The sequence below is a fragment of the Sorangium sp. So ce185 genome, assembly GCF_051526825.1.
In the GTDB taxonomy this organism is placed as follows: domain Bacteria; phylum Myxococcota_A; class Polyangia; order Polyangiales; family Polyangiaceae; genus Sorangium; species Sorangium cellulosum_D.
The window spans coordinates 12284814-12301320 of the sequence record NZ_CP150316.1; the positions used below are offsets into that span (position 1 = coordinate 12284814).

General features: G+C 73.4%; 16 protein-coding genes. 6 read left to right on the plus strand and 10 right to left on the minus strand.

All coding sequences use genetic code 11. From position 1 onward, the window contains the following. Nucleotides 1-277: 277 nt before the first annotated feature. Nucleotides 278-2014, plus strand: a complete 1737-nt coding sequence (locus WMF26_RS45315) for a glycosyltransferase family 39 protein (protein WP_437997781.1) — start codon at nt 278-280, stop codon at nt 2012-2014. Between the two features lie 254 nt (nt 2015-2268). Here WMF26_RS45315 and WMF26_RS45320 read toward each other — a convergent pair whose 3' ends face one another. The 4 genes from WMF26_RS45320 to WMF26_RS45335 form a co-directional block, all read right to left on the minus strand. Next, nucleotides 2269-2676: a hypothetical protein gene (locus WMF26_RS45320; protein WP_437997782.1), complete on the minus strand. Its 408-nt coding sequence runs from the start codon at nt 2674-2676 to the stop codon at nt 2269-2271. Nucleotides 2677-2802: 126 nt separating this feature from the next. Next, complete coding sequence (gene nuoK / locus WMF26_RS45325; protein WP_020741059.1) at nt 2803-3114, minus strand: NADH-quinone oxidoreductase subunit NuoK; 312 nt, start codon at nt 3112-3114, stop codon at nt 2803-2805. Between the two features lie 3 nt (nt 3115-3117). Next, the gene (locus tag WMF26_RS45330; RefSeq protein ID WP_061622227.1) at nt 3118-3633 is read right to left on the minus strand and encodes an NADH-quinone oxidoreductase subunit J family protein; all 516 of its coding nucleotides are present in this window, start codon (nt 3631-3633) and stop codon (nt 3118-3120) included. Nucleotides 3634-3709: 76 nt separating this feature from the next. Then, a complete protein-coding gene (locus tag WMF26_RS45335; RefSeq protein ID WP_061622226.1) occupies nt 3710-4369 on the minus strand; it encodes a NuoI/complex I 23 kDa subunit family protein in 660 nt (219 codons plus the stop codon). Nucleotides 4370-4652: 283 nt separating this feature from the next. On the opposite strand from WMF26_RS45335, the gene dapA reads away from it, so the two are divergent. Continuing rightward, a complete protein-coding gene (gene dapA / locus WMF26_RS45340; protein ID WP_061622225.1) occupies nt 4653-5558 on the plus strand; it encodes a 4-hydroxy-tetrahydrodipicolinate synthase in 906 nt (301 codons plus the stop codon). Between the two features lie 71 nt (nt 5559-5629). After that, entirely contained in the window at nt 5630-6439 is an 810-nt protein-coding gene (gene dapB, locus WMF26_RS45345; RefSeq protein WP_437952262.1) for a 4-hydroxy-tetrahydrodipicolinate reductase, read from the plus strand. A 319-nt stretch (nt 6440-6758) separates the two neighbouring features. On the opposite strand, the gene WMF26_RS45350 is transcribed toward dapB, so the two are convergent. Then, entirely contained in the window at nt 6759-7649 is an 891-nt protein-coding gene (locus WMF26_RS45350) for a hypothetical protein (RefSeq protein ID WP_437997783.1), read from the minus strand. 469 nt (nt 7650-8118) lie between these two features. On the opposite strand from WMF26_RS45350, the gene WMF26_RS45355 reads away from it, so the two are divergent. Together WMF26_RS45355 and glyS are read left to right on the plus strand one after the other, a co-directional pair. Then, nucleotides 8119-8910, plus strand: a complete 792-nt coding sequence (locus tag WMF26_RS45355; RefSeq protein ID WP_437997784.1) for a hypothetical protein — start codon at nt 8119-8121, stop codon at nt 8908-8910. A gap of 391 nt (nt 8911-9301) precedes the next feature. Continuing rightward, a complete protein-coding gene (gene glyS / locus WMF26_RS45360) occupies nt 9302-11401 on the plus strand; it encodes a glycine--tRNA ligase subunit beta (protein WP_437997785.1) in 2100 nt (699 codons plus the stop codon). Between the two features lie 111 nt (nt 11402-11512). On the opposite strand, the gene WMF26_RS45365 is transcribed toward glyS, so the two are convergent. Then, on the minus strand, nt 11513-12253 hold the full coding sequence (locus WMF26_RS45365) for a 3-oxoacyl-ACP reductase family protein (RefSeq protein WP_437952265.1): 741 nt from the start codon (nt 12251-12253) through the stop codon (nt 11513-11515). A 101-nt stretch (nt 12254-12354) separates the two neighbouring features. On the opposite strand from WMF26_RS45365, the gene WMF26_RS45370 reads away from it, so the two are divergent. Then, nucleotides 12355-12972 carry a TetR/AcrR family transcriptional regulator gene (locus WMF26_RS45370; protein WP_437952266.1) on the plus strand — a complete coding sequence of 206 codons (618 nt, stop codon included), beginning with the start codon at nt 12355-12357 and terminating at the stop codon, nt 12970-12972. Nucleotides 12973-13028: 56 nt separating this feature from the next. On the opposite strand, the gene WMF26_RS45375 is transcribed toward WMF26_RS45370, so the two are convergent. The 4 genes from WMF26_RS45375 to WMF26_RS45390 all read right to left on the minus strand — a co-directional run bounded on the left by WMF26_RS45375 (nt 13029) and on the right by WMF26_RS45390 (nt 16466). Next, complete coding sequence (locus tag WMF26_RS45375; RefSeq protein ID WP_437997786.1) at nt 13029-13514, minus strand: hypothetical protein; 486 nt, start codon at nt 13512-13514, stop codon at nt 13029-13031. A gap of 239 nt (nt 13515-13753) precedes the next feature. Beyond that, nucleotides 13754-14644 carry a zinc metalloprotease HtpX gene (locus tag WMF26_RS45380; protein WP_061627718.1) on the minus strand — a complete coding sequence of 297 codons (891 nt, stop codon included), beginning with the start codon at nt 14642-14644 and terminating at the stop codon, nt 13754-13756. 239 nt (nt 14645-14883) lie between these two features. After that, a complete protein-coding gene (locus WMF26_RS45385) occupies nt 14884-15537 on the minus strand; it encodes a hypothetical protein (RefSeq protein WP_061627707.1) in 654 nt (217 codons plus the stop codon). After that, nucleotides 15534-16466, minus strand: a complete 933-nt coding sequence (locus WMF26_RS45390) for an ABC transporter permease (protein ID WP_437997787.1) — start codon at nt 16464-16466, stop codon at nt 15534-15536. Before WMF26_RS45390 ends, WMF26_RS45385 begins: the two co-directional genes overlap by 4 nt. Nucleotides 16467-16507 lie beyond the last annotated feature (41 nt).

The window sequence follows — 16507 nt, forward strand, 5'->3', positions numbered from 1 at the left end:
GCGCATCAGCGATCCCTGGCGGGATTTCTGACACACGGAGCGAGCACCGTCGCCCACGAGCTCGTCCCGTGGTTGCGCGCCCACGATAGGCCCCCAAGGAGGGTGTTCGCGGCAAGACCTCCCGCGCGACCAGGGACGAGCGTGGGCGACGCATTGCTGCGCGGCCCCCACGGCACGGATTCGGCGGCCACGCCTCCACGGCTTCGTGATACGGGTGCGCGCCATGACTGGGCAAGGCGCCGCAACGCCCGCTGATCCCGCCGCCTCCCGCCGCGAAGTGGCGCGCTGGACTGCCCGCCTCGCGCCGTTCGCCATCCTGATCGCGATGCTCGGCCTGCTCCAGTGGGGCTACCGCGACGACTCGCCCACCGAGGACGAGTGGGCGCACACGACGCGCGGGATCGCCTGGTGGCAGACCTCGGATATGCGGCTCAACTACGCCCACCCGCCGCTCGCGAACGCCATTACCGCCATTCCCATCGCGCTCATGCCCGGCAACGCGCACGTCGCGTCGTCCCGGCACTGGAAGGACGCGAACATCGGTCGCGTGGCCCTCGATTACATCAAGCAGGACTACGCACGGGCGCGCGAGCAGCTCTTTCGGGCCCGGCTCATGATCATGCTGATGGCCGCGGCCCTCGCCGCCTACGTGTGGTCCTGGAGCCGCTGGTTCTGGGGCGACCGGGCCGCGCTCGTCGCGCTGCTCCTCGTCGCGTTGAACCCGACGATCATCGCCCAGGGACGGTACGTCACCACCGATCTCCCGGCGGGGCTGGCGACGATGCTCGCCGTGGGCGAGTTCGCCCGGTATGCGAGCGGGCGAGCCGGCAGGTGGTCGCTCGTCACCATGACGCTCGCCATCGGGGCGGCTGCCGTCACCAAGTACAGCGGCCTGCTCCTCGTGCCGATCCTCGGCGCGATCGGGATCTTCCTAGCCGCGACCGGCCGCGGCCGGTTCGAGGGGAAGCCCGCCGCCCGCCGCTTCGGAGAGCTCGGCCTCCACGCCCTCGTGGCGGGCGTGGGGCTGCTCCTTGTCATCAACGCCGTTTACAAGTTTGACGATACGGGCATGTCGGTGCGGGACATCCTCGCCGCCCCCGAGCCGCAATATCCTGTCTCGGCGCGGTACAAGCAGCAGCTGATGGAGAAGCACTCGCTCGTCCGGTTCCTGCCGGCGGGCCTGCGGATCCCCCTCCCGTACACGTATATCTTCGGCACGGCGGCGGTGACCGCGCTCAACGCCGGCGGGTTCACGTCCTACTTCCTCGGCGAGGTCGTCCGGATCGGGCACTGGGCCTATTTCCCGGTGATGCTCCTCATCAAGAACCCGCCCGCCACGGTGCTCCTGCTGCTCGCCGGGGCGGCGCTCGCGCTGCGGCGCGCCCGCTCGTTCTCGATGCGCTCCGTCCCCGTCGAGGTGATCGCCACCGGGGGGACGGCCCTGCTGCTCCTCGCCTCGTTCATGCGGGCCAACCTCAACATGGGCATCCGGCACGCCATGCCGATCATGCCTCTCCTCGCCGTGCTCGCGGCGCGCGCCTTCGACAGGCTCTGGGCGCTCGCGTCCTCGCGCCGCCTCGCCCAGCTCGCGCTCGCAGGCCTCGTGGGGAGCACGGCGCTGAGCGCGCTCCTCGCCGCCCCGCACTTCCTCGGCTACTTCAACCTGTTCGTCGGCGGCGCGCTCGGCGGCTACAAGATCAGCATCTACGGCGAGGACTGGGGGCAGGATCGCGCCGCGCTGGCGAAGTACGCCCAGGAGCACGACATCCAGCCGCTCTATTACAACTACCAGAGCGAGACGCGCCGGGTCGAGTGGGAGTACTTCCGCGTTCCGTACGAGCGCTTCGGCTGCGAGACGGTGCCCAAACCCGGCTCATGGGTCGCGCTGCACGCGCTGACCCTCAAGACGTCGCCTGCGAAATGCTACAAGAAGCTCCGCGATCGCGAGCCGGACGTGAAGATCAACAACCACATCTATCTCTACCGGATCCCACCCGCCCCCAAGAAGCCCTGAGGCGACGAACCGAGCGAATGGCGGCGGCTCCTGGTGGTTTCCAGCGCTCCGGAGCGGGCGCCCGCAGAACCAAGGACATAAGACCGATCGCCGGTAACTCTGGAGGCGCAGGCCGTGCGTCTGCGCAGCAGCGAGCCAGCAGCGAAGCCCATCGCAGGCCGACCGCCAAAACGCACCGTCGCTTCGAGCGACGTTCGCGGCGTGTCACCGCCCGTTCCAGGAGGTCGGCGTGATGTCGGCTCTCCTGGATGGCGCTAGTTCAGCAGTTTCTTCGACAGGTGCTTGACCGCCTCCTGCGCCGCGTGTCGCAGCGCGACCTCAACCGCCTTGGAGGACGTATCGCCGCGCACGAGGATGGCGCAATTGTCCCCTTCGGCCTCGAACGACGCGAGGGGGAGCTCCTTCGCCGCCTCTGCAGCGCGGATCGGCACCTGCACAGCAAGCGAGCCGACCTCGAGCTCCACGAACCCCACCAGCTCCGACTTGGATAGGTTCTGCATGCTTCGAACGTGGGTCGTCCACAGGGGCTTAGCAAGGTCAGGTTTTTCCTGCTTGTCGGTGGGATTGAGCTCCACCTGAAGCGGCAGAACGCGTGCGCGTCGAGCGCCGCCGGCGGCGCTGGCGGCGGACGCGCGACGCACGGCGTGCGACGCGGTGCGCACCGGTCCGGACGCCGTGCTTGACGCGATCGTCGCGCCCGTTGCGGTCCTCGCGCCCGGTCGCGCTCGTCGCGCTCGTCGCGCTCGTCGCGCTCGTCGCGCTCTTCCGCACGGATGACCGCTCTCGCGTCAGTTCTTCAGGGAGGTCAGCTCGTCGGCCATGATGCTGCGGTGGTGGCGGTAGACCTGGAGCACGATGGCCAGCGCGATCGCCGCCTCGCTCGCGGCGAGGACGATGATGAAGACCGTGAACACCTGACCAGACACGCCGCCCGCGACGAAGTGCTCGAACGCGACGAAGTTGAGCGCGGCGGCGTTGAGGATGAGCTCGACGCCGAGGAGGATGCCCACCGCGTTCTTCCGCGTCATGACGGTGAACAGCCCGAGGCCGAACAGCGCCGCGGCGACGCTGAGGTAATGGATGAGCCCGATCTCCTCCATCGCCTACTCCCTCTCCCAGGCGCGCCTGACGGCGCGACGCGCCAGCACGACGGCGCCGATCATGGCGCCGAGCAGGACGACAGAGCCGAGCTCGAACGGGAGCAGGTACTCGCCGAGGAACGCGTGGCCTAGCTTGGCCGTGGACGGCATCGCGGGCTTGGCCTCGGCGGGCCAGGGCGTCCGGGTCGCCACCCGGCCGAGCACGAGGAGCACCGCCGTGACCAGGACGAACGCCACGGCGGCCCCGCCGCGCGGGTTCGAGATCTTCATCTCCGCGATGCGGCTCGTGAGCATCACGGCAAAGAGGATCAGGACGAGCGTGCCGCCCACGTAGACGAGCACCTGGGTGGCCGCGAGAAAATCGGCCGACAGCGTGACGTAGAGCCCCGCGATGCCGAGGAACGTGCCGAGCAGGGCGAGCGCGGAGTGGATGATGTTCCTGGAGAACGCGACGAGCCCGGCGGAGCCGAGCGTCAGCGCGGCGAGCCCGAGGAAGGCGAGTGCACTCGGAGAGGGCATGTGGTGAGGGGCGCGACGTTAGACCGCTGCCCATCGCCCATCAAGGGCGACGCCCCGCGACGGGCGACGCCCTCGCTCAGGCGCCCGCTCCGGCCTCTCCGCCCGCGGCTCCGGCGACCGCTCCAGCGGCCTCGGCGCCCTGCTTCCGGGCGTGCTCCCTGCGCCAGATCGCGCGCAGCTCCTCGAGCGCGGCCGGGTTGTCGCGCATCGCGCGCTCGCGGGCCTCGCGGGCGTGCGGCCCGTACTCGCCGACAGGCACCTCGCCGAGGTCCTTCGGCGCCTTGTACAGCGGGACCAGCCCCTCCGGGATGAAGCGGAAGGTGAGGTGGTCGAGCGTCGGCGCCGCCCCCTCGAACTCGCGCGTGTGGCGGATCGCGCCGGTCGACTCGGTCTTGCACGCCTCGACGCAGAGGCCGCAGTACATGCACTTGCCCATGTCGATGTCGAAGCGGCTCATCGCCTGCTTCTTCGTCGCCGGATCCTTCTCCAGGTCGATGGCGATGCACTCGATGGGGCACGCGCGCTCGCAGCGCTTGCAGCCGGTGCAGATGTCCATCTGCACCTCGAGGAAGCCGCGGTACCGCGGCGGGAGCATCTCGCTCACGGGTCGGTCCGTCTTGTCCGGATACTGGACGGTGATGGGCTCCCGGAACAGATGGGAGAACGTGACGGCCATCCCTTCCAGGATGGTGCTGGCCGCGGTGGAGATGCTCTTGATGTACTGGGCGAGATCCATGGCCGGTGCCTCTGGGACCTGACGCGCTCGGGCATACCCCCGAAGGAGCGAGGCGCCACACCGACCAGGATAGCAGACGCCCCCTCCTCGATCGCGTCCGGGCGTAGAGCCAGGCCGCCCGCCGCCGTCCGCGCCGAGCTTACGCCGGGCCGGCGCGGCGTCGCGCGGACGGCCGCGGCCGATCGGCGCCGCGCGGTTCGGGAAGCCGCGGAGAGCGCGGCGTCCGCGGCGGACCCGTCCTCTCCTGTTGACGCGCCCCCCGGGTGGCGATCATGGTCCTCGAATGACGCAGCTCCCCTTGTCGGGAACGTTCACCGCCCTGGTCACGCCGTTCACCCCTGATGGCGAAGCCGTCGACTTCGAAGCGCTCACCGCGCTCGTCGAGGCCCAGATCGCGGGCGGCGTCAGCGGGCTCGTGCCGTGCGGGACCACGGGCGAGTCGCCGACCCTGAGCGAAGCGGAGACGACCGCGGTCATCCGGCGCGTCGTCGAGGCGGCGCGCGGCCGCGTGCCGGTGATCGCGGGGACGGGCTCGTTCTCGACGAAGAAGACGATCGAGGCCTCGCGCGCCGCGCTCGCCGCCGGCGCGGAGGGCGTGATGATCGTGATGCCGTACTACAGCAAGCCCTCGCAGGACGGGCTCCGCGAGCACACGCTGGCCGTGGCCAAGGCCGTCGCGGGGCCGGTCGTGCTCTACAACATCCCGGGGCGAACGGTGGTCGACCTCTCCGCCGAGACGACCGAGCGCATCTGCGCCGCCGCGCCCAACGTCGTCGCCATCAAGGACGCCACGGGCAACGTGCTCCGCTGCCAGGAGCTGGTGCGGCGCCTCGGCGATCGGCTCACGGTCCTGTGCGGCGACGACGCGCTGACGCTCGCGATGATGGCGCTCGGCGCGCAGGGGGTCATCAGCGTCACGTCGAACGTGCTGCCGCGCGAGACGAGCGCGGTGACCCGGCGGTTCCTGGCCGGCGACCTCGCCGGCGCGCGGGCGGCGCACCTCGCGCTGCTGGAGATCCACGGGCTCATGTTCGTCGAGCCGAACCCCTCCCCGGCGAAGGCGGCGCTGGCCGCCCTGGGCCGCATGAGCGCCGCCGTCCGGCTGCCCCTCGCGCCGGCCGGCGAGGCGACCCGGCAGCAGATCGGCGAGGCGATGAAGCGGCTCGAGGCGAGGCGCGAGGCGACGTGAAGTCGAACGGCGATCATCGAGGCGTACCGATGGGCGCGCTCTTGGGAACCGGCCAGGGAGAAGAGGCTCGCTTGCTGAAGGTCGCGATCCACGGCGCGAGCGGGAAGATGGGGCAGGCGATCGTCCGGCTCGCCGCGAACGAGCGCGCGCAGGTCGTGGGCGCGATCGTGTCGCGCGGCTCCTCCCGCATCGGCCGCGACGTCGGCGAGCTCGCGGGGACGGGCACCATCGGCGTCGCGATGAGCGACGACACCAGCGCCGGGCTGCTCGGCGCGGACGTGGTCATCGATTTCTCGCGGCCCGAGGCGCTCCCCCGGCTCCTGCACCTCGCGATGCGGGCCAAGGTCGCGGTGGTCAGCGGCACGACGCGCCTCGACGGCACGTGCGAGCGGCTGCTCGAGGAGACGGCGCAGCACGTCCCGGTCCTCTGGTCGCCGAACACGAGCATCGGCATCCACGTGCTCGCGGAGATCGCGGCGAGCGCGGCGCGCCGGCTCGGGCCCGGCTACGACGTCGAGATCGTCGAGGTGCACCACCGCGCCAAGGTGGACGCCCCGAGCGGCACGGCCGTGCGGCTGGCCGAGGCGCTGCGCGAGGCCCGCGGCGGCGCCGGCGAAGGGCCCGCGGCGCTCGCCGACGTGCACGGCCGCGAGGGCAACGTCGGCCCCCGCAAGGCGAACGAGCTCGGGATCTTCGCCGTGCGCGGCGGCGACGTCATCGGCGACCACACGGTGCACCTGCTCGGCCCCGGCGAGCGCCTCGAGCTCACGCACCGCGCCACGAGCCGCGATCTCTTCGCGCGCGGCGCGCTGCGCGCGGCGTGGCACCTGCACGGCAAGCCGCCCGGCCGATACACAATGGCCGACGTGATCGGGGGCTGAGGCGGCGCCGCCGAGCGAAGGACCGGCGATCGGCGATCCGGCGCGCCGCGCGGACAGCACAATGTGGTCAGCGGCGAGCCGCCGCACTAGGCTGCGGCGCTCGTATGGAGACGCTCGCTGCGCGGGTCGCACGTGCCGGTCCTTTGCCGGACAGGGACGCGGTGGGCTGGGTCGTCCGTCTGGCGAAGCGGATCGAGAGCCTGCACGGGCGCGGGACCGTGCACGGCCGCCTGTCGGCCGCGTGCGTGATCATCGAGGACGAGCCGTGCACGTCGCGGGGGTGGCTCTCCGATCCGCTCGCGACGCCGGCCTTCGTGGGTTACCGCTCGCCGGAGCGCGCGGCGGGCGAGGGACCGTCGCGCCGGGACGACACGTGGGCGCTCGCGGTCACCCTGTACGTGGCGCTCTCGGGGACGCTCCCCTTCCCGGCCGAGAGCGATAGGGAGCTCCGCCGCAAGCAGAGCGCCGGCGATGCGCCGCGGGTGACGCCGCCGGGGGCGGCGGGCGACGCGCTGTGGCGCGTCCTCGAGCAGGCGCTCGCGCGCGACGCGAAGCGACGGATCATCGAGGTGGCGGCGCTGCGTCGCGCGCTGGAGGCGGCGCGGCCGAGCGACGGCCTGGGGGAGCTGCCGCCGCTCGACGAGCACGCGGTCGCGGAGCCGACGAGGACCGTGCCCGCGCCGCGACCGTCGAACAGCGGCCTGCGGGGCGCGTCGAGCTCGCAGCCGCCGCCGCGCAGGAGCTCGCCGCCGCGCGAGAGCTCACCGCCGCGCGAAAGCTCGCCGCCGCGCGAGAGCTCGCCGCCGCGCAGGAGCTCGCCGCCGCGCGAGAGCTCGCCGCCGCGCGAGAGCTCGCCGCCGCGCGAGAGCTCGTCGCCGCGCAGGAGCTCGCCGCCGCGCGAGAGCTCGCCGCCGCGCGAGAGCTCGCCGCCCCGTGAGAGCTCGCCGCCGCGCTGGAGCTCCAGCTCGCAGCCGCCGCGCGGGAGCTCGCCGCCCCGCGGCCACACGAGCTCGTTGCCGCCCGGCACTGCAGGCTCCACGGCGCGCCGGACGCCGTTGCCGCTCCACGGGCTCGCGGCCCTCGGTCTCCGGTCGACGGGCGCGCCGGCCACCCCGGTCCCCGAGGCGCCAGAGCGCCGCTCGACGGCGCCGGCGGTCTCGCCTGCCGCACCGCCGGGGCACGCCGACGCCCCGAGGGCGGACGCCTCCATCGGCCCGCCCGGGGCGGCTGTTGCGGCCGCGCCGCCGGAGCAGCCGCCCCTCCCGCCCAGCGCGGCGGAGCAGCCGTCACTTGCCCTCGCACCGGCGCAGCAGCCGCCCCTCCCGCCCAGCGCGGCGGAGCAGCCGTCCCTTGCCCTCCCACCGGCGCAGCAGCCGCCCCTCCCGCCCAGCGCGGCGGAGCAGCCGTCCCTTGCTCTCGCACCGGCGCAGCAGCCGCCCCTTTCGCCCGCGCCCGCGGAGCGGCCGCCCCTCGCGCCGGCGCCGCTCGTCACCGCAAACGAACCGGCGAGCCGGCGGCCTAGCCGCGCTCGGCCCGCACGCATCGACGGCGAGCTGCCCCCGGCTCCGTCCGCGCTGGCGACCGAGGGCGCCGTTGTGCATGTCGGCGCGCCCGATGCGCCGCGCCCCCCGGGGCCCGATCGGGGCGCACGCGGCAGCGCGCCCTCCGCGGCGCGCCGCGTGGCCGTGCTGGCCCTGTACGCCGTGGTCTTCGCGGGCGCCGCAGCGGCGGCCTGGTTCTGGATGCGCCGCCGCGATCCCGCGCCGCCGCCGCCGTCCCTCGCCGCCTTGCCTGCCGGCTCGGACGCCGCTCCCGCCGCCTGCGCCGCCCCCGCGGCGCCGAGCGCCCCGGCGGCCGAGGACGCCGCCGTCTCGGGCGACGCGGCCGCGGCGGCGCCGGTGGACGCCGGCGCCGCGAGCGCAGACGCCGCGGCGAGCGCAGCGCCGGACGCCGCGGCGAACTTCGCCGCCTGCGCGATGCCGATCTTTCCGGGCAAGGGCGTCGACGCCGCGACCGCGGGCCAGCTCGGGTTCCTCTGCACCGAGGTCGACCCGATGAAGGGCGTCGCGGCGCTCAAGGGCCACCTCGCCAGGGCCGCCGGGCCCGAGGGGATCTCGGACGCGACGAAGGAATGGGGCGTGCTCGGCTGGTACGACATGGCGGCGCTCGCTGCCCTGCGCGCCCGCTGCTGCCATGCCCCGCCGCCCCTCGCGCTGCCCCGCGCGCCGGAGGGCTGCCTCCCGCTCGACGAGGCGCTGAACGACCTCGGCGCGGCCGTCGCGTCCGCGTCTGCGCCGGACGATCGGGCCGTCGCGAGGGCGTCCCGCCGGTACACGCGGGCAGCCCAGTGCGTCGTGCGCGTCGGCGCGGCGACCTGGTACGGACGCAAGAGCAAGCCGAACGGAGGCGAGGCGAGCGCCTTCAAGAAGGTGCTCGCGCGCGCGCTCCAGCAGACGACGCAGGCCCGCTGAGCCGCGCCATCGGCGTCGGGGCGCGGTCCGGGCAGGCGCGCCGCGCGGCCAGGCTTCGAACGCTGCGCGCAGCCCGGGCGGGCCGCGCGCAGCGGGGGCGGCCGCGCGCGGCTAGGCTAGTACCGCGGATCAGAACTCCCGCCAGGGCTCTGCCTCACGAGCGATAGAGAAGTAAACGCAAAGGCGCAAAGGCGCAAAACTACAAATCTTTTTTGCGTCTTTGCGCCTTTGCGCCTTTGCGTTGAACTCTCGCTCCGGATCCCTGGCCGGACTTCTGGCGGCGGAACTTAGGCTGCTGGCCGGCGGCCGGCGGCTGGCCCGGCGCGCAGCGCTGCCCGGTCGCTCGACCGCCTCGCCGGACGGGCGGTTCTGGGGTAGCGTCCGCGGTCCCATGTCCAACGAAGCGAGCGATCTCCTGCTCGAAATCGGCGTCGAGGAGCTCCCCTCGTCGTTTGTCGAGGCCGCGCTCCGTGCGCTCCCGGATCTCGCAACGAAGCGCCTCGCGGAGCTCAGGCTCCGCCACGGCGCGATGCGCGCGCTCGGCACCCCGCGGCGCCTCGCGCTGCTCGTCTCCGGGGTCGCGGCGCGCCAGCCCGACCTCGAGGAGGAGGTCACCGGCCCGCCCGTCAAGGCGGCCTTCAAGGACGGCGCGCCCACCAAGGCGGCCGAGGCGTTCGCGCAGAAGCTCGGGTGCGCGGTCGCCGATCTGCGGCGCGTCGAGGGGCCGAAGGGCGAGTACCTCGCGGGCACGCGGCGCGAGGCCGGCAGGCCCGCGGCCGAGCTCCTCCCGGAGGTCCTGACCTCGCTCGTCACGGCCATCCCCTTCCGCAAATCGATGCGCTGGGGGAACGGCGAGTTCGCGTTCGGCCGCCCCATCCAGTGGCTCGTCGCGCTCTCCGGCGCCGACGTCATCCCCGTCGAGATCGCCGGCGTCCGCAGCGGCCGCACGAGCCGCGGCCACCGCTTCCTCGCGCCGGGCGAGATCGCCCTCGGCGCGGCCAAGGACTACGTCGAGGCGATGCGCGCGGCGCACGTAATCGTCGACCCCGGCGAGCGCGCGCGCCTGATGCGCGAGCGCCTGCTCGCCGCCGCGCGGGACGCCGGCGGGGCGCTCATCGAGGACGACTTCCTGATCGGCGAGAACCTGTCCCTCGTGGAGGAGCCGCACGTCATCATCGGCAGCTTCGAGGAGCGGTTCCTCGACCTGCCCGAGCGGGTGATCCTCGAGGTCGCGCGCGGGCACCAGCGCTACTTCGGCGTCCGCGACGCGAAGACGGGCGCGCTGCTCCCGAAGTACCTCGCGGTCGTCAACACCGCGGAGGCGCCCGAGAAGATCAAGAGCGGCAACGACAAGACGATGCGCGCGCGCCTCTCGGACGCACAGTTCTTCTACCGGGAGGACGTCAAGCTCCCGCTCGCCAGCCGGCGCGAGAAGCTCGGCGGCATCGTGTTCCAGAAGCGGCTCGGCAGCGTGCTCGCGAAGGCCGAGCGCGTCGAGCGGCTCGCCCGCGAGCTCGGCCTGCTGCTGATGCTGCCGGAGCCGACGCTCGTGGCGGCCGCCTCGGGGGCGCACCTCGCGAAGTGCGACCTCGTCGCGCTGATGGTCGGCGAGTTCCCCGAGCTCCAGGGCGAGATGGGCCGCGCCTACGCGCTCGCCCAAGGCGTCAGCCCCGAGGTCGCCGACGTGATCCGCGATCACTACCTGCCGAAGGGCGCCGCGGACGCGACCGCGCCGACGCACGCCGGCGCGCTCGTCGCGATCGCCGATCGGCTCGACACGCTCGTCGGCTGCTTCGCGATCGGGCTCATCCCCACGAGCACAGCCGATCCGTACGGCCTCCGCCGCGCCTGCCTCGGCGTGCTGCGCACGCTCCTGGATCGCGATCTCGATCTGCGCCTCGGCGCCGCGTTCAGCGCCGCGTACGACGGCTACGCCGGCGTGAAGCTCGACGCCTCGCGCGAGTACCTCACGGCGCGCCTCGGCGAGTTCTTCGTCGAGCGGCTGCGCGGCCTGCTCTCCGATCGGCTCCCGCAGGACGCGGTCCTCGCGTGCCTCCCCGTCGCCGCGGGTCGCCCGCTCGATCTCCGGGCGCGCGTGCGCGCGATCGACGCGCTCAGCCCCGAGGTCCGCGCCCGGGTCGGCGAGGTCTTCAAGCGGGCGACCAACATCGCCGACAAGGCGCCGCCCGGCGAGCCGGTCGCGCCGTTCGGCCAGGACGTGCACGCGAGCGAGACGGCGCTCTTCGCGGGCTACCTCAAGCTGCGCGAGCAGATCGCGTCGGACGTCCGGAGCGGCGCGTACGACTCCGCCTTCAAGGCGGTGGCGGACTTCGCGCCGCTCCTGCACCAGTACTTCATCGACGTGTTCGTGATGACCGACGACGCGGCCGTGCGCGACAACCGCCTGCGGCTGATGCGCGCCCTGTCGGAGACCTGCGCGAGCCTGGCGAGGCTCGAGCTGCTCGGCGAGGCGCCGCGCGCGGCGTCCTAGCGCCGCCCGGGCCGAGCGCCGACAGCCCGGGCGGCGCGCCGTCCGGCCGGCGAGCCTCCTCGCCGGCCGCGGCGCTCGCGCAGGGCAGCGGCGGCGACCGCCACGGCGCTCTCAGGCCGCGAAGCCGCCATCGACCGCGATCGTCGCGCCGGTGATGAAGCGCCCGCTCTCTCCCGCGAGGTGAGCGACCGTGGCGGCGATATCGTCGCCGGTGCCGTAGTGACCGACGGCGAGCTGGCTCCGCTGCTCGTCCGCGCCCGGGCCGCTGGCCGGGTTCATGTCGGTGTCGATCGGGCCCGGCTGAACGAGGTTGGCGGTGATGCCGCGCTGCCCGAGGTCGCGGGCGAGCCCCTTGGTGAGGCCCACCAGCGCCGCCTTGCTCATCGAATACAGGGTGATGCCCGGCCCCGGCACCCGGTCGGCCAGGCAGCTGCCGATGCTGATGATGCGCCCGCCCGCGCCCATGTGCCGCGCCGCGGCCTGGGCGGCGAGGAACGAGGCCCGCACGTGGATCGCCAGCGTCCGGTCCACCTGCTCGAGCGTCAGGGCCTCGAGCGGCCCCATGATGGCGATGCCGGCGTTGTTGACGAGGATGTCGATCCGACCGAGCTCGGCCACGGTCCGCTCGACCGCGTGGACGACCTGCGCCGGATCCGCGCTGTCCGACGCGATCGCCAGGCCCCGCCGACCCGCCGCCTCGACCTCGGCGACCACCGCGCGCCCCTTTTCCGGAGCGCTCACGTACGTCAGGGCCACATCCGCCCCGTCCCGCGCCAGCCGCTTGACGATCGCCGCGCCAATCCCGCGGCTGCCTCCGGTCACCAGCGCCACCTTGCCAACAAGCTCCGACATGTCTACCTCATTTCTGTGTCGATCAGCACAAAATCTATACTGTGCCGAGTGACGGGGGGTCAACCGATTTATTTATCGATCGGCACAGAAAGGTCGTCGTGATGGCCGGACGGGGACGTCCACGCGGCTTCGACCGGGCCGCAGCGTTGCGGCGGGCGATGGAGGTGTTCTGGGAGCGGGGCTACGAGGGCACGTCGCTCAGCGATCTCACGGCCGCGATGGGCATCAACTCGCCGAGCCTCTACGCCGCGTTCGGCTGCAAGGAGGCGCTGTTTCGCGAGGCGGTGGCGCTCTACGGCGAGGTCGAGGGCGCGGCGACGGGCCGGGCGCTGCGCGAGGAGCCGACGGCGCGCAGGGCGGTCGAGGCCATGCTGCGCAGCAACGTGGAGGCTTACGCGAGCCCGGGAAAGCCGAGCGGCTGCATGATCGTGCTCGCCGCGACGCTCGGCACGCCGGAGAGCGAGGGCGTGCGCAGCCACCTCGCCGCGTGCCGGCGGGGCGCGCTCGACGAGCTCCAGCGGAGGCTGGATCGCGGCGTCGCCGAGGGCGACCTGCCGGCGGGCACCGACACGGCGGCGCTCGCCGCGTTCTACACCACGGTGCTCCAGGGCCTCTCCATCCAGGCCCGCGACGGCGCCCCGCGCGAGGCGCTGGAGGCGATCGTCGACTGCGCCATGGCCGCCTGGGATGCGCTGGCGCGGCCCCGCGCTGCGGTCTGAGCGGGGCCGGCGGCCGGACGCCGCCGGCGGCTTCAGCGCTCCCGACCTGCGTCGCGCTACACGGTCTCGGGCACGAGGATCCGCTTCGTGCCCTTCCCTCGCTTCTGCTTCTTCGTGGGCTTCTGCTCCAGCCCGAGCTGCTTCCCGATCGCCTTGCGCGCCTCGCGCGCGACCTTCCGGACCCGCTTCGCCTCTGCCTGGGTGATCACCCCGTCCCTGGCGGCCGCGTCGACCGCCGCCCGCACCTTGGCCTGAACCTCGTCGAGCGCCTTCCGGACCTCGGCGCGGCGCGCCTCCGGGACGCCGCCCTTCTGCATCTTCGCCTCGACCCTCGCGCGCAGCTTCGCGCTCTTCTCGTCGACCCGCTTGCTGAAGCCGGCGGCGTCCTGCGGGAACGGGGCCGCGCCCTTGCCCCGGCCCTGACGCGGCGCCTCCGCGGCCGCCGCGGCGGTCTCCTCGGCAGCGGCGGCGGCCGGGGCGGCGATGGCCGTGAGGGCGGCGAGCGCGGCGAGCGTTGATGCGATGCGAGGGAGCTTGTTCATCATCCTGCCTCTCGAGATGACACCGTGCGGTGCGAGACTGAGGTCGCGTCACGAGCCGCGGCGCCGAGGGCGCCGCGCGCTCGCCCCGTGGGACGTGGAGCGAGCGACGCTATTCCCGCCTCACGGAGATCGCCAGTTCGGCGCCGAGCGCCAGGCTGGCCGCACGGACGGGGATGCCGGCAGGAGCATCTCCGCGACGGCTGAGGCCGCACGCCCCGACGCATCGCGCCTCGCCGCCATCACGCCAGCGCGCTTGCCCTCCTCGGGGAGGCCGCGCGGCCGCCGCTGGCCGCCATCGACAGCAGCCGGCTGACGCGCTCCTCGGTCGTCGGGTGCGTCGAGAACCACTTCAGCACGGAGCTGGCCCCGGCGAGCGGGCTCACGATGAAGAGGCTGGCCGTGGCCGGACGGGCGGACTCGGCGGGGATGAGCGCCACGCCGTGCTCCAGCTTGGACAGCGCGCTGGCGAGCGCCTCCGGGTCGCCGCACAGCTGCGCCCCGGTCTCGTCCGCCATGTACTCGCGCGAGCGCGAGATGCCGAGCTGAACGAGCGTGGCCGCGATGGGAGCGACGATCGCGAGCGCCAGCCCGCCGAGCGGGCTCTCCCCCTCCTCGTCGTCCGATGAGCCGCCGAACAGCCCGGCGAAGCTCACGGCGTGCGCGATCCACGTGATGCCCGAGGCGAACGCCGCCGCGATGGTCGACACCAGGATGTCGCGGTTCTTGATGTGCGCGATCTCGTGCGCCAGCACGCCGCGCAGCTCGCGCTCGGTCAGGAGCTGCATGATCCCTTCGGTGACCGCGACGACGCCGTGCTCCGGGTTGCGCCCGGTGGCGAAGGCGTTCGGCTGCGCGTCCGGGATGACATAGACCCGCGGCTTCGGGATCTCCGCCCGCCGCGAGAGCTCCTCCACCATCCGGTGCAGGCCGGGCGCCTCCTCGGGCGCGACCTCGGCGGCCCGGTGCACCGCGAGCACGATGCGATCCGACATGAAATACGCGCCCAGGTTCATCGCGAGCGCGAGGACGCCGAACAAGACGAGGTACCCCGGCCCGAGCGCCCCACCGATGGACACCAGGATTGCCGACATGACGCCGAGCAACAGGATCGTCTTGATCTGATTCTTCATGAAACTCGTCACCTCCACGGAACGGAGCGCTGCAAACGCTGCTCCCTCATCATCGATGTGTCGTGCACCGCGGCTTTGCAATGCCGCGTGCCAGCCGATCAGCAGGCGTCACGGCCCGTCGATTCCCGAGGTGGCCGTCAGGACCGGCCGGCCCGTTTCGCCGCCCCATTTCGCCGCGGTCGGCCCATTTTGCCCCGTTCGAGATCTCCTAAGACGGAGACGGAGACGCGGAGCGGCGGTCAGGCCTGCCAAATCGCCAGCAGCCACACCGCGATCCCGGCCGCGCACACCGCGAGCCCCGGCACGGCACGCGGCCACACCCACTGGCCCGTCACCGTCACCGCGCGCCGCACCACCCAGATGGCGCCCGCGACCCACGCCACGAAGGCCGCCACGAGCGCGACGACCCAGCCGACCCGCGGCGCGTCGTCGCGCGCGAGCGCGGCGAGGTGCTCCCGCGCGACCACGGCCGCTGGCTCGGTCCGGGTGCCCGGCGGGCGCGGCGCGGCCGCCGAGAGCCGGGCGATCGCCCCGTTGGCCTGCTCCAGATCCTCGGCGTGCGGCGTCGTGAGCCACCGCGTCTCCAGGGCGGCCGTGCGCACCGCGCGCCAGGCGAAGAGCGCCGTGTCGGGCTGGCCGAGACCCTCCGCCGCCGTCGCGAGCGCGATCAGCCGCTCGTAGGCCACGCGCACGTGGGGGGCGCCGGGAGCGTACCAGCTCGCCGCCCGCCGGGCGTGGAGCGCCGCCGCGTGCGGATCGCCGGCGAGCAGGGCGGCCGTGCTCTCGGCGATCTCCCGCTCGCCGGCGACCACCACGCGCAGCGACGCCGCGCCAAGGAGGAAGCCGGCGACCGCGATGCCGCGCACGACGCCGAGCACGACCGAGAGCTTCACAGAAAATCGCGCTTCTTGAAGACGAACGCCGCCACCGCAAGGAGCCCGAGCGCCCAGCCGGCGCACGTGATCGACGCCCACCCCAGGTAGACCAGGAGGTTCGCGTCGGCGACCTCGCCCGCGAGCAGCGGGCGGGGCGGCACGTAGATCTGCAGGTTGGGCACGACCCGGGAGAGGGCGCGCCCCGCGGCGCTGATCTGGGGGCCGAAGTACTTCACCGGCAGCTGGGCGAGGGCGTCGGCGTTGCGCCCGACGAGGAAGATGCCGAGCGTGAGCAAGGCGGACAGGAACGGCGTCGAGAACGAGGAGAACAGCGTGGCCACGGCCGCGACGATGCCGACCTCGAGGAACGCGAGCGCGCTGCCGGCGAGGACGACGCGCTGCTCCGTGGGAGCGCCGGCCGAGAGGACCACGCCGAGGACGAGGAAGACCGCCGACCACGGGATGAACCCGTACGTGCGCAGCAGCGGAGAGCGCCACGCGGCGAGGCCGAGCGCCGCGAGCGACGCGGCGCCGGCGCCCGCGACGAGCGGGAGCGAGCGGCCGGCCAGGACGGCGCCGATCAGCAGCACGAGCCCGGTGTCGGCCAGGATGAACACCGCGAGCGTGAGCAGCGTGCCGAGGTACTTGCCGACGAGGTACTCGCCGCGGCGGACCGGGCGGGCCAGGATCGGGAAGATCGTCTTCTGCTCGAGCTCGCGGTACAGCGACGTCGCGCCGATGATGATCGCGACCGCGATGCTGAACAGCGAGATCGACGCGACGCCGAGATCGCTGACCACGCGCGCCCCGTTGCGGAGCGTGTAGGCGCCGACGATGATCGAGTAGAAAGCGACCGCGAAGGCCACGCCCGCCAGGCCGATGAGGATGCGCGCCCGAAGCGATTCCCGGTAGGTGTTGAGGGCGATCGCAGAGATGCGGCCGAACATCGGGGCGACGTTAGCAAGGGAGAGGGGGCGCTTGCAAAGGG